A 13,724-nucleotide genomic window follows, 5' to 3' on the forward strand; every position below is an offset into this window, starting at 1 on the left:
CACAAAAAATCCAGTGACAATAATCACTGGATTTTTAAGGTTATTCTAACTTGGCTACAGCCTAAGTCACTCTAATATATAACTTAGAAGTGCTTATTAGAAGCGGTAGTCAACAGATAGGTATAACTGCTGGCTATCATTTAGTGATGCTGTTTCCGTCGTTGTGGTGCCAATAGAGCCTTCCATTGGAGGCTGTACTGTCATAGATGTTGATGCATCGTAATCTTGCTTAAGGTAACGGTAACCAATTTCAGTGCTTAGGTTGTCATTGATCTTGTACATAATACCTGTTTGTCCACCCCAAACAAAATTGTTGCTTGAGCTGACAAGTTCCGTATCAGGACTGACGTGGTTAACACCCGCGGTTGCACCTATAAACCAGTTTAGCTTGTTGCTATCACCTAGGCCTACAAGGTAGTCATAAGAGACTAATAAACTTTGCTGCTCAGCAAAATCATCGGTGTTGTAAGAATATGTACCGTAAACACGGTTATTATCATTTAGAAAAACACCAGCTCTGAGCTCGTAAACTGCATTATCTTCAGATGTTGACCAGCTTTCAGTTTGGCTATTAAACCCTGGGTCAACCGTTGCTTCAGTGGTTGTTGAACCTTTATATGAGTTCTGCTGTGCGCCAACACCGCCACCGATAAACCAATCTGCTGCCATTGTTGGTGCTGAAATTACGGTTGCGATTACTGATGCTAAGATAAGTGATTTAGTTTTCATGTTTGTGCTCCCACACTAAAAATTCTTTGTTTGTGTTAATTGCCAATCGGGCTGTTTCGTTTCGTTGGAGCTATAGTAGGGGAAGCTAGCTGAATAATAACTGAATGGTATTAACGATTACTGAACTTTCTATTTTGGCTATATGTAACGGAATGCAGTACGGTTAATCTGCTGATATATATTGGGTTAATTTATTGGAGTATTATTTTCAAACTGCCTTTACTGTCGCTTAATGGCAAGTTTGTCGAGGTGTGAACCCGGTTAAAATGGAGCCGAGAGGAGTTTTAGCGGTAAACACAGCAAGCAATATTCAGCAAGGTTATTGATCAATATTAGCGATGTTTTTTCATCTTGCAATGGATTAATGAGTCCTGCCGACTAGGGCGTTTTAGTACTACATTCGGCTAAGTTTAATTCAGCTACACTAAATTCGGTTTGGCTAAATTAGATTCAATTAGACTTTTTACTCTATTTATTGTCGTTCCAAGCTTCAGTTCATATTGACTTCAGATTGGTGCGCAATAATTGCCCTTCACTCAGTCCTGTCTTCGTTCATTTATGTGCGACCTCAAAGTATACAGCGACTAACGTTACCCAAATTAAGTTAAGGCTCAACCTATATATGCTTAGAACTGCTATTTTTTTGGCGGCATTTGCCGTGCTGTCTTTTGTTTCTTCAGTGAATGCCATCGAGCGAGAACCGCATCAAGTGCGCTATGACCGTACATTTCCTATTTGGGCTCAAGAGGCTATTGATCTCGGCCACGAATTGCCAAAACCTTACGGTTTCACTTTCAACTATATGTCGATGGAGCAGCCCTTAGTTGTCGATTCTGTGGCTTTCTCTGGCTTAGGTGGCTTGGATGACATCTTGAGTATTAAAGGTAGTGAAGCACAGCAAGATTCTGAAACGATCACTTTTAGAGCTGACGCTTGGGTGCTGCCTTTTCTCAATCTATACGGGATCATTGGCCACACTAAAGGCAGCAGTGTCGCAAATGTGCAGCTAGAGGGAGATTTGTCATCGGTATTGCCGCCTCGAATGTGTGCCAATAACCCCTGCAAGGTCAGTAGCCAGCCATTCGATTTTGCTCTGGATTTTAACGGCACCACTTACGGCGTCGGCGGCACGCTTGTTGGCGGTATTGGTAACTGGTTTGCCTTGCTCGATGTCAACTATACCAACACCAATTTAGACATTCTTGATGGCGAGATCAGCAGCATCGTTATTTCACCGCGCGCTGGCTACCGCACGAGTTATAACCAGCACGATATCCAAGTCTGGGTGGGTGCCATGTACCAAAATGTCGAACAAACGTTTAGTGGCAATCTGAAAGATATCGGTATTCCAATTAATGGTGCCAAATTTGAGGTCAACCAACACTTAGAAGATAAGTGGAATGGTCTTGTCGGTAGTCAGATTGGTTTGACTAAAAATATAGACCTATTGCTGGAGTTTGGCATTGGCACTCGTACCAGCTTTATGATGGGTCTTGGCTACCGCTTCTAGCCGGTTTAGGGATGATTATGCGACATTACACTTTATTATTGTTGGCTCTGTTTATCAGTGGCTGCTGCGCTGTAGATCTCGTTGATTCTCGGGATAAATCCGAGTTGCAAGCGGTGGGTTTTGAGCAACATCAACTCCCTTTACAAGAGGGCGGTTCAATTAATTATTGGCAGGGTGGTCAAGGTAAAACAGTGCTATTGATCCATGGTTTTGGCGGCACCGCCGTGACCAGTTGGCAGCATGTGATGCTTGAACTGAGCCAAGATTACCATGTGATCGCCGCCGATTTAGCTTGGTTTGGTGATTCCGTGAGTGAAAGTGCGCCCAGTTTAGCTACTCAATCTGAAGCGATAATGCAGTTAATTGCCGCGCTTGAGTTAGATAAGGTCAATGTGGTTGGGATCTCTTATGGCGGCTTTGTCACTTTTGATTTGATGATCAATGAGCCTAAAGTCGACAAAGCCATATTGCTCGCCAGTCCCGGCATGTTGTTCTCTGATGCGGACTTAGCGCTAATGAATCAACGCTTCAATGTCGAAGACCCAAGCGATATCTTCGTACCGCAAACCGCGGCCGAGATGCGTCGATTACTTCAAGGAACGTTTGCTGATTTTCCATGGTATCCGGGCTTTATTGACCGCGCCATTTTTGAAAAATATTTTGCTGGTTACCTAGATGAGAAAAGTCAGTTGATTGCCGGATTATCTGCCGACCGAGACCGCATCGCCGCATCGGTATCAGTTGAATTCCTACCGCCTAGCCTGCTTATTTGGGGCGAGCAAGATCAAGTCTTTCCGTTGGCTTCAGGTATAAAACTAGCAGATTACCTCAGTGCTCCCATTGTGGTGATCCCCGGCGGTGCGCACGGAATAAGTAACGAGCATCCAACCGTTGTGAGTCAAGCTATTAGGGCATTTGTGCAATGAGATCAAGATTAATGCAAATAAAAACCACGTTGATTGTACTAAGCATATTACTGCTTACGGCCTGCAGCAGTCAGGACTGGCAAGTGCGCGCATTGCCCAGCGATGCGGCGGTTGCCGCGGCTTTAGATCATCAGCCCGATCCCGCGCTATTAAGTGCGATTGAGTTACAAGACTTACCTTTAGTACGCATGCCAGTCGATGTGCGTCCTTGCTGCGCCTTTGGTAATGCGCAAAAGGTAAAAGTAGGTTCAATGTCTGTGCCTTTTTTCCGTTACGCTAACACGTTAGCGGTCGATAATGTCGGCCCACATGCTTACGAAGCTGGCAGCTTTAGTTTCCAAAAAGATGCGCCCAACGGCAGCCGTGGCACTGAGAATAACGGTCAGATTTACACTCTACAAGGCGGCTTTATTGATTTAGCCCATGTGCGCGATACCGCCGACAATGCCATCGCCTTGTTTTATCGAATTTATCCAAAGCTCGGGCAAGCACAGGTCATTCAATTACCTGAAGAGATTGGTCCTCGTTCAATTGAGATTGATGAGTTTGATACCTCACACTTAACTGCAAAGCAGCGCTGGGAAGTCGCCGCAACCATATCAGTTAGATTGGCATACTTTATGGCTGAAGCACATGAGGTTGCTCAGTGGCATGGCTATCGAAGCTGGGCACCTTGGTCTGAAGCGGTATCTGCTTATTCGCCTGAAGATCTTTATTCCAACATGCTGGGAGCCAAGATCGCACTGGCATTAATCAATAACAATTTGGCGATGAACAAAACCTTGTATAACCAGCATATGACCCAGTGGTTATCGGCCACATTAGACTGGTTAGAACCGGTTTCAATGGCGCAAACTAACGCCCTTTTTGATGTGATTGATGGTCATTGGTGGGATTCGAATCAAGCCTTACCAAGCAAGTTTATGCTGCTTAAGCGTCATTATGAACTTGGCGACCAGCAGTCTCCTTACTTAGTGCCTAAAGCCTTAGCGCAAGCGCACCCCAAATGGGATGATATTGCCCCCTTGTATGAGACTGACGTTACAGCTAAAGCACACCATCTGTCTTTAAGTAATCTTATTCATGGTATTGATATTGATGCCGTTGCGCAGCAAAAACTCATTGTGGCCGACAAGTTCAAGCACAGCTTTAAGCATATTCCAGCGGCACTTTGGCAACAGGGTTTTAGCCAAGCACAGTTCTATCAGATCAGCGAGTATAACCAGCAGCAAGATATTATAGAGCTGCGTGAACACCAACAAAGTGATGCACACTCACTAACTGAGGTTCAGCCATGAAACAGACCGCTTTAATGGTTTGCTTGGGTTTGTCGGTGTCTGCATCTGTACTCGCGACAGAGAACGTCGGCACCACTGATGCGGCTGCTGGCAAACCACTCCCTGCCAAGCAGCATACAGATGTCAATACGGATAAGAATACAGAGCTGAGCGACACCGAATCAGAGGGTTGGCTGGAGAATTTCTTACAAGCCTTAGGCGCCGATGGTGAGTTCGATGCCGAAAAGTTGATAGACTTTAGTTATCTACCCGGGCCATTTTATAACCCAGAGATGGATTTAGGCGTTGGGATCTCTGCGGTGGGTTTGTACCAATATGATCCGAATGATGAGGTCAGTCAGTTATCGTCACTGGTGATTAACGGTTTGGCCTCAACTAATGGCGCACTCGGGATGACAATCGCCAATAAGACCTTTATCAATCAAGACAATCAACGCTTTTATCTCAACGCTGAAGTGTTTGATGCGCCAGATGTATTTTATGGTGTGGGTTACGATGCTAATCACAATGATGGTAATCGTGTCGAGTTTAACCAACGCATCGTGTCGGTCAATCCTATGTTATTACAGCGAATGAGTCCGACTAGTTTTGTGGGTATCGGCTTTGATTTTAGTTATGCCAGCGCCGAAAAAATCAATCCGTTAGACTCAAGTGTGGCTACCGAAGCGCTAGAGGAAAGCTCACGCAGTGTCGGGGTTAATGTGTTGCTTAATCATGACAGTCGCGACAACGTACTTAATCCACAATCAGGTCGGATTGTAGAAATTGATGCAGCATTTTATCGCCAAAGCTTGGGCAGCAAAACCGATTTTGAGGTGTATAACGCCTTATACAGTGAATATATGAAAACCGGTCGTGGTGAAGATATTCTGGCTTGGCAGGTGCGAGGTAGATTCACATCCGGTGATGTGCCTTGGGATCAGTTATCTAAGGCTGGCGGCGGTAGCTTATTACGGGGTTATACCTCTGGTCGCTACCGTGACAAGCAAATGATGCTGACGCAAGTGGAGTATCGGCTTAACCTTCCAGGTCGACATGGGATGGTCTTTTGGGGAGGGGCTGGCGTGATAGCAGATGATGTCAGTGAGTTTAACCGCGAAAAAATTCTACCTAACGGCGGTGTTGGCTACCGTTTTGAAGTTAAACCGAGAGTGAACTTACGCTTAGATATGGCATGGGGTGATGGTGATAGTGGCTTTTATTTTAACGTCAACGAGGCTTTTTAGCGGATTATTGATGGCGTTAATTTGGGGCTCAATTGAGCCCCAAATAAGATTAACTTAGCTTATTTTTTGATGCTTATATTGAGAATTGCATAGTAAATTGTACATAATCAGATGCGCAATTTTCAGAGGTATTTAACTGATTAATAGTATCCATTACCTCGTAACGGCCGACTTCAAATCCCACTTTTAACTCAGGCGTTAAATTGGTGAAAAGGTTTACACCTACCTGATATCTGTCAGTCTGCTCTTTTTCAGTCACTGTGCGGCCATAGAAAATGCTTGAACGCATGGTGTCATTCCAAAAGTGTCTATACGCAATGGTGCCAGCAGTGGTTGTTTCAACTTCACCGTTGTAAATATCTCTTGCAGCGACGGTGCCAACATAACGGCCAAGGTTCCCGTAATGAAGCTGGATACGGAGATCGTCTTTACCAAATGTATGGAATTTAGCTGCTGCAGAACCACCAAATGACACCTCAGAGGTGTTGTCTGGATCTAAGTATCGAACAAGCGCAGATACAGAAATGTTACCCCAGTCTCCTTTAGTGTCATGGCGCACGATCATGTCTGGAATATAGTCATTATCAGTACTTAGCTTCTCTCCTGTTTCGTCGGTGCCAAAGGTGTTAGGGTTTTCAAGTGCAAATTTCCAATCACCATATTGGTATCTAATCAATCCTTGACGGATCATCGCTTCGCCCACTAATGGCCCGCCCAAATCTGCAGATTCAGGAAAAGTGCTGGTATTAACAAGTGTTGACCATGTTTGACCAAACGTTATATCTTCATATTTAATATAAGCATGTCGTAATCGTGGGCTGTACGAGTTGGAAATAACACCGTTGCCCTGATCTGAGCCTACAAAATCGATTTCAGCAAACCCGACGACTCCGTTATGCGTAAATTTAGCATTGAAACGACTTTCTTGAGCACTGATCTGGGTTTTATTACTGCTTTCGCTTTGCATTGCCCCCGAGCCAATCCACATCGTGTTGTACGGAACTTCTCCGCCGATATAGCGTATATTGCCTTTAATGAAACCACCAACCTCAATTTCGGCCGCTGAGGCTGAGGCAGAAAATGCGGTAAAACATGCTAGCGCTATTGGAATTATTTTATTATTTTTCATCATCAGTATTCTCGTTTTTATTATTGAGCTGAATTACATCACTTCAAACCATGTACGGTGGCATTCGGCGCATACAGGTGCTTTTTTCTCGTGTTCTGCGTGACACGCTAAGCAGCTTGCACCTTTGTTGTAATGAATTGACTTGTGGGGATTAGCTTCGCTAAAAACCAACTTGCTTTCATCAAGCTCAATACTGTTGATGTCGCCATGACATTCGACACATGCGCTATCAGTAGCAGAAGTTTTCCCAGAACCCTGGTGACAAGACTTACAGCCTTCTTCGTAAAGGAATTGGTGATTCGTGCGGCCTTGAGTGCTTCCTTTTACTGACTCAAGTTCGCCAGCGAATGCAGACCCCGAAACTATCAGCCCTAATAACAAAGTTAAAATATACGTTTTCATTGAGGTTACCCTTTTACTTCAGACTTGATTGTTTCAGCTACGATGATTCCAGAGGCTAGGCACTCGAGGCATGATGTAGAACTTAAACGTGTAACGCCGTGAATACCGCCTGTAACTTCACCAACTGCATACATCTTTTTGATCGGCTTCATAGAGCGACCATCGACAACTCTGCAGCCAACGTCTGTTTTCAAGCCACCCATACAGTAATGAACCTTTGGCCACACGCGAGACACTACAAATGGCGCCTTTAGTTCAACGGCTGTATCCATCTTTCTGTTGAAATCCGGATCATTTCGAGTAATAACATTCTTGTTATGCTCTGCTACGGTCTTTTTCAGATCAGCCAAAGGAACGTTAAATTGCTCTGCCATTTGCTCTAGGCTATCGACTTTCCACGCCATCTTGTCGCGTAATGAACGAACTACACGATCATCGCCAATGTGGTCATCGTGGTTGAAGAAAACAATGGGGTAAGCAGGAGAGTTATCTTTGTAACGATTTTTCATGATGGCGTCAGAACAAGTCTTTCTGTCTGCACGTTCATCCATAAAGCGCTTGCCGTTTAATACACTAACCGCAATGCCCTCATGCCAGCTAATGGACAGCAGAGCTACAGACCAACCAAACCCGCCCTCATCAGGAGAACCCCAGTGACCGGTTTGAATCATGTTCATGTGAACCGGAAGCGCACCATGAGCCATCGCGGTCAAAGTCACTTCACCCGTTGCGCCAAGTGCGTTAGTACAATCTAGTGTAGGGTCTAAAGATGGGTCTACTGCATTGCGCAGTTCCATGTTTCGAGCAAAGCCGCCAGTGGCTATGACTACGGCTTTGTTAGCTTTAATGAATATAGATTTCCCAGTTTTCGCATCTGGGAATCGATAGTTTTGACGCACTTTAAGGCCAATAATTTCGCCGTTGTCCATGACAAAATCTTCAATGTAGTGTTGTAAGCGGTATTCAATACCCTCATTCACGCCTGCTTCATACAATTTAGTGGTAATGTCGCCGCCAACACCATGCTTAACACGAATTGCACGAGGTTTATTCTGGCCACCAACTTGAATATTAAAACCTTCACGAAAAACAACACCCGAATCAATGCAAAGGTCGTAAACGTCCATAGCTCTGTTAGCGATATTTTCTAGTATTGCTTTGTTAGCCATACCGCGGCCAGCGATGACCTGGTCATTGACTAGGTCTGCTGGTGAATCGTCAGTAACGCCTTGAGATAGTTGGATAGGGTTTCTTGGAATCGCTAGCCAGCCACCGTTAATCGCAGAGTTACCGCCAATGACCTGCATTTTCTCTAAAACTAGTACTGATCCCAAACCTTGTCGTTTTGCGTGAAGTGCAGCGCTCAAGCCTGCAAACCCTGACCCTAAAACGATTACATCGGCAGATTCGTCCCAACTTATCTTTCCGCACTCACTCGCTAGAACAGTTCCTGGCATGATGGCTGCTGCGCTGCCTACAGCAGCTCCAGCGCCAAGTTGTAAAAATTTTCTTCTGTTAAGCATCTATCCATCCTCATTATTGGTATGAGGTTAAGATAGGTGGTTAAATAAAGACTAAAGGTGAAGTAAGTCACGGCTTTTTTGGAGGGGAAAACATATTCGTGAAACAGGTCTCGAACAAGTTTTCCCTATCATTGCGCTGTTGTTTGTTTCAGGTTGCGAGAGTGCTTTTCGTTGCTATTCTAGTAGGTATGTTTTTGTGGTATTGGTTCAGTAGTTGATCAGTATTAACTTAAGTATTTTAACTTAATGATATGTTATAAAGATTATATTTATAGTCTGTAATTACTAGGAGCTAATTAGCACAAGGATGGTGTAGAAACGGTTGTATGTGATGACACAATCCTGCAGATTGCCTACCACAATATATAGCAATCAAATTTATGATGTTACAGAACTGTTGGCGAGTGCATTTAAGATAGAAAAAGGCCTTCGATTTGCATCGAAGGCTGGACCTAAAATGATTATGTGATGTGATAGAGCGAAGGTCCTAAATTGAAATGAAAACATCATTCCGGGGAACACCAATGCATCCTGTATATTGGTAGAAAATTAAGATAGTCGTTTAAACAAAGGGGGAGTGTGAACTTAATCACGAATATTTAGAGGAGAAAATTTATTCGTGAAGCAGATCTCGAATAAGTTTCCTGTTGTTACTGCTTATTTTACGGTTACATAGGTGTTGTGCAGGCTTGGTGCTGAGGTTAAAAGTTATTTCTATAATGTTTGCATGATGTAACTCACAAAGTTTGGCAATATAGCAGTATTAGTGTGAACTGAATCCCGATTGATCGAGGGAACCTATAATCTGTAATTGATAAAAATGCATAATTGCCACAATTCTATGAAAAGGGTTGTAAGGATGAAGTGTCCTACTGAAGCATTGTCAATGATGCGTTGTAATCAAATTCTCGACGCTGCTGAGCAGTTGATTGAGTCACAAGGCATGGTGTCATTTAAATTCTCACAACTCGCAAAAGAGGTGAGTTGCTCTACGGGAACCCTGTATAAGTTCTTTGAACGCAAAGAGGATATACTTGTTTGCTTATTCCTTAGAAGCGCAACATCTAACCACTTACCCATATTTATAAGAGAGCATCCTGATTTGACCGCGCAGGAGAAAGTATTACTGCCGGTCTTGTTTACTTTCGAAACAATAAAGCGCAGCAAGAGTTTCTTTACCTTGCGGTCTGTGTCGGTCAATACCATGGTATGGCAGTTGGCGAGTGATGAGAAGGTGGAACGTTTTAAAAAAAGGGTCAATGCATTCTGGGAGTGGTTTACCCTATCTCTTAATGAAGCGGTCGACAATGGAGAACTTGAAGCAACACCACTTCAAGTTAAAGAGCTAGTGCAGGGGATCGTATTTTATTTAACAGGATGCTTGACTCAATTTGAAAGTGAATTAATTGCACCTGCATACTTATCCAATCGTCGTGAGACCTGCTATCGACATCTTTCAAAGTTGATGGCGCAATACCGATGGAAAAAGCCACTTAATCAGGCTCTATTTGATTCACTCGAGGCGCAAAGCACGCAGTTTTTCGATAAACACTATCGTGAAAACATGACATGCGTAGCATGCAGCGCACTGGTTAACGCCCAGAAAAATAGTGAAAGCCCATGTAGCGGATTAAAGTCGTTAGCGAGTTAAGTTGTTTAAAGAAAAAGCCTTCGTTGAATAGCTGAAGGCTGGGCCTAATATGTCGATGTGATGAGTACTGTTTATGGCCCAAATTAAAATGAGAACGTTACTCCGGGGAACACCGTGGCGTCGTTATCTCAATTTAAGAGTAAAATTAGAGGGCGTACTTCATAGATAATTGAGCGTAATTAGAATCAACGTTTTTATCTTTCATGGCAAAGTTACCGACTTCGAAACCTACTGCTAATTGTGGCGTTAGATTCTGAAATAGGTTGACACTCCATTGGGTATGGTCGGCATCACCTAAGTCAGTTTGTATATTTCCATATAGCAAGGTCGATCTCAGCGTGTCATTCCAATAATGACGGTAGGAGGCGATATAGGCGGTGCTATCTTCGACCTGCTCATCGACGATATCTTTGGCTGCTGTAACACCTACGTATCTGCCTAGTTCACCTTTGTGGAACTGAAATCTTACATCATCTTTACCGAAGGTTTTTAATCGCCCGGCAATAGAGCCCCCAACTGCTGTCTCACTTTTCCCTAAGCTGGTATTGAGTTGACGCCCTAGAGTGGACACCGAGACATTCCCCCAGTCACCCTTAAAGTTATAACGTGCAACGACATCGGGTAGCTTGTCTTTGCTGGCGTCACCACCAAATGATTCAGGGTTTTCGATGGAGACCTGAAAGTTACCCATATCGTAACGTACCTGTCCCTGACGAATAAATGCCAGACCAACCATGGCGCCGCCAAAATCAGCAGACTCAGGGATCGCACTGGTGTTCATGAAGGTGGTCCAAGTTTGACCGACGGTAAGGCCTTGGTACTTGATGAATGCATGGCGAAGTCGGGGACTGTAAGAATTTGAAATAATCTCGTTACCTCCGCTGCCATAGAAATCCATTTCGACGAACGCGGTGACATCATCATGTTCAAATTTCATGTTGAAACGAGATTCTTTGGCGAAGATTTTAAACTGTGAAGTTGCTTCAGGTAACGGGGTTCCAGTACCACTCCAAAAGTCTTTATAGGCCACGTCACCATCGACATAGCGAGTATCTACTTTTAGATAACCACCGAATGTTAATTTGCTTGAATCATCTAACTGAATTTCATAGCCGGCGTTAGCCGAAGAGGCTATGACGCAAAGTGAACCCACAAGAAGGGTCTTTCTTATATTGGCAGCTATCATATGAATCCTTTTTAATACTGGTTTATGTCAATAATGAATGCAATAAGTTGAGCAGTAGCAAGGGCATGTACCCATGCTCAACAAGGCTCCAAAAATATCGTTTAACTAACCCGAATAGCGGCACTTCGGGTTAGTTTTTTTTTACTAAAGTAGTGAACTATTTATGTTCATACTTGAATTTTGGATATTTGAAGTTATGACAATCCATACAGATAGCCTTTTTCGGTGTGTGCTCTCCGTGGCATTCCATGCAAGGGGCTTCTTGGCCGTAATGCATGCTGTCATGGGGGTTTTGTCTCGCCTCATCGCCTTCACGTTTTGTTTGTTCAGCCAGTTCAGCCATGTCATGGCATTGCAGGCAAGAATTATCAGACGGGAAAGCTTTCATGCCTTGGTCATGACAGGTTTTACAGCCCGAGTCGTATACCATTTCATGGTAATCACGCTTGTCACGGGCTTGTGCTGAAAGTGCAATACAAGCGCCAAGGACAAGTAAAAGTAATGTGTTAACTGTCTTCATCGAAAAATTCCTTATGCCTTCATGATTGAACGAGCGGCTGTAACGCCAAATGCCATACACTCTGGTGTTGAGCAACCACCAAGACGGCTGACACCATGAACACCACCGGATACTTCACCTGCGGCATAAAGCCCTGGGATTTTTTCGCCCGTTTTTGCTGCAATCACCTCAGATTTGGTATTGATTTGAATACCGCCCTGACAGTAATGAACCTTTGGCCATAGACGTTGAACGATGAAAGGTGCCGTCAGATAGATTCCCGTACTCATATTCATGCGCTTACCAAACTGAGGGTCTTCACCTGTTTTTACGTAGAGGTTCCAATCTTCTATTTGTTTCTTAAGTGCTTTAAGGGGAAGGTCAAAATGCTTAGCAATGGCGTCGACACTGTCAAATTCCCAGGCAACGTTATATTTCAATACGTTGTTCATTGACGGATCTTTCATTGCTTCATGCTTAGGAGCAATTAACAGCGCAGGGTTAGGGTTACCCTCTTTATCACGACGTAGCACTTCTAAGTCAGCGCGGGTCTTACGGTCAGCGGTTTCATTCATAAAGCGTTGACCTGTATTGCGGTCAATCGCCACTGAATGAGGGAAGTTATAGAGTGAGAATCCGGCGCCATAACCAAAACCACCTTCGTCAGGTGATGCCCAAGGGCCAGATTGGATAAAGCTCAAATGCACTGGCATTGCGCCTTCAGCTATCATGGCAATTAGGCCATCACCTGTTGCACCGCGAGCATTGGTACAGCCAACATCCGCACCTAGGTTAGGATCAAGTGCTTGACGGAAGCTGACGTTAGCACCGAAACCACCCGTGGCAATTAATACGCCTTTTTCTGCTTTTACATTGATTATCTCGCCAGATTCTTCGTGGCCAAAGTGATAGCCGCGGCGCACTTGAATACCGAGTACGGTGCCGTCTTTTGCCGTGATGAGGTGTTCAAATTTATGGCGAATTTTGGTTTTAACACCATAACTGCGTGCTGTTTTGAGCATCGGGCGAATAAAGCCTGAACCGCTACGCTCAACCACTTGATGGCTACGTGTGGCGCTGGTGCCGCCAGTGTTGATGATGTGATCGCGATAAATACAGCCGCAATCTTTGGTGAGTTGGTAGATATAAGGGCCAAGCTCAGCACTGTGGGTAAGCAGTTCTTCGCTGGCATAACCGCGACCTGATTTAAGTTGGTCTTGAACCATGAGTTCAGCGCTATCTTCAATACCCAATTGCTTCTGCAAATCGGTATTTGCGAAACAAGCTTGGCCAGCATTCAGAGTACTGTTACCACCGTATACGCCGAGCTTCTCAAATACGACGATATCTTTAGCGCCTAATTTACCCGCTTCGACTGCGGCTGCAAGCCCAGCAAAACCTGACCCCACGATAACGATTTCATGCGATTCATCCCATTTGATGTCGGAAGAATTAGCACTAACGGTAAGTGGCGCAAATGCACCAATCGCTGCAGCTCCAGCGCCTAACTTTAAAAACGAACGTCTTGTTTGCATATTGTAATCTCCAATTAACTTGGGCTAACAATATGCTTCTGCCTGTAAGTCAATGATGCGCGAAATCACACTTTGTATTAGGCAATAAAGTTTTTTGTGGCGTTGTTCAA

At 44.3% G+C, this 13,724-nt stretch carries 12 protein-coding genes; 5 read left to right on the forward strand and 7 right to left on the reverse strand.

Features of this window, described 5'->3' with window-relative positions; genetic code table 11:
* Positions 1–96 precede the first annotated feature (96 nt).
* The gene (locus L2729_RS10620) at positions 97–729 is read right to left on the reverse strand and encodes an outer membrane beta-barrel protein (RefSeq protein WP_248988249.1); all 633 of its coding nucleotides are present in this window, start codon (positions 727–729) and stop codon (positions 97–99) included.
* Positions 730–1,351: 622 nt separating this feature from the next.
* Here L2729_RS10620 and L2729_RS10625 point away from each other — a divergent pair.
* From L2729_RS10625 to L2729_RS10640, 4 genes are read left to right on the forward strand one after another with little or no spacing between them, the layout of a single operon-like run.
* Positions 1,352–2,239, forward strand: a complete 888-nt coding sequence (locus tag L2729_RS10625) for a virulence protein (protein WP_248988250.1) — start codon at positions 1,352–1,354, stop codon at positions 2,237–2,239.
* Positions 2,240–2,256: 17 nt separating this feature from the next.
* Positions 2,257–3,165, forward strand: coding sequence for an alpha/beta fold hydrolase (locus L2729_RS10630; RefSeq protein WP_248988251.1), 909 nt, complete (start codon positions 2,257–2,259; stop codon positions 3,163–3,165).
* Positions 3,162–4,463 carry a DUF4056 domain-containing protein gene (locus L2729_RS10635; RefSeq protein WP_248988252.1) on the forward strand — a complete coding sequence of 434 codons (1,302 nt, stop codon included), beginning with the start codon at positions 3,162–3,164 and terminating at the stop codon, positions 4,461–4,463. The genes L2729_RS10630 and L2729_RS10635 overlap by 4 nt, the downstream gene beginning before the upstream one ends.
* A complete protein-coding gene (locus L2729_RS10640; RefSeq protein WP_248988253.1) occupies positions 4,460–5,689 on the forward strand; it encodes a BamA/TamA family outer membrane protein in 1,230 nt (409 codons plus the stop codon). The genes L2729_RS10635 and L2729_RS10640 overlap by 4 nt, the downstream gene beginning before the upstream one ends.
* Positions 5,690–5,762: 73 nt before the next feature.
* Here L2729_RS10640 and L2729_RS10645 read toward each other — a convergent pair whose 3' ends face one another.
* The 3 genes from L2729_RS10645 to L2729_RS10655 are packed head-to-tail and all read right to left on the reverse strand — an operon-like array spanning position 5,763 to position 8,743.
* The gene (locus L2729_RS10645) at positions 5,763–6,821 is read right to left on the reverse strand and encodes a DcaP family trimeric outer membrane transporter (protein ID WP_248988254.1); all 1,059 of its coding nucleotides are present in this window, start codon (positions 6,819–6,821) and stop codon (positions 5,763–5,765) included.
* Positions 6,822–6,851: 30 nt separating this feature from the next.
* Positions 6,852–7,220: a cytochrome c3 family protein gene (locus tag L2729_RS10650; RefSeq protein ID WP_248988255.1), complete on the reverse strand. Its 369-nt coding sequence runs from the start codon at positions 7,218–7,220 to the stop codon at positions 6,852–6,854.
* Positions 7,221–7,225: 5 nt separating this feature from the next.
* Positions 7,226–8,743, reverse strand: coding sequence for a flavocytochrome c (locus tag L2729_RS10655; protein WP_248988256.1), 1,518 nt, complete (start codon positions 8,741–8,743; stop codon positions 7,226–7,228).
* Positions 8,744–9,602: 859 nt separating this feature from the next.
* Between L2729_RS10655 and L2729_RS10660 the strand changes: the two genes are divergently transcribed.
* Complete coding sequence (locus L2729_RS10660) at positions 9,603–10,394, forward strand: TetR/AcrR family transcriptional regulator (RefSeq protein WP_248988257.1); 792 nt, start codon at positions 9,603–9,605, stop codon at positions 10,392–10,394.
* A 145-nt stretch (positions 10,395–10,539) separates the two neighbouring features.
* Here L2729_RS10660 and L2729_RS10665 read toward each other — a convergent pair whose 3' ends face one another.
* The 3 genes from L2729_RS10665 to L2729_RS10675 all read right to left on the reverse strand — a co-directional run bounded on the left by L2729_RS10665 (position 10,540) and on the right by L2729_RS10675 (position 13,614).
* Complete coding sequence (locus tag L2729_RS10665; RefSeq protein ID WP_248988258.1) at positions 10,540–11,580, reverse strand: DcaP family trimeric outer membrane transporter; 1,041 nt, start codon at positions 11,578–11,580, stop codon at positions 10,540–10,542.
* A gap of 157 nt (positions 11,581–11,737) precedes the next feature.
* Entirely contained in the window at positions 11,738–12,100 is a 363-nt protein-coding gene (locus tag L2729_RS10670) for a cytochrome c3 family protein (RefSeq protein WP_248988259.1), read from the reverse strand.
* An 11-nt stretch (positions 12,101–12,111) separates the two neighbouring features.
* Positions 12,112–13,614 carry a flavocytochrome c gene (locus L2729_RS10675; protein WP_248988260.1) on the reverse strand — a complete coding sequence of 501 codons (1,503 nt, stop codon included), beginning with the start codon at positions 13,612–13,614 and terminating at the stop codon, positions 12,112–12,114.
* Between the last annotated feature and the right edge of the window lie 110 nt (positions 13,615–13,724).

This window comes from Shewanella gelidimarina (assembly GCF_023283945.1).
GTDB lineage: Bacteria > Pseudomonadota > Gammaproteobacteria > Enterobacterales > Shewanellaceae > Shewanella > Shewanella gelidimarina.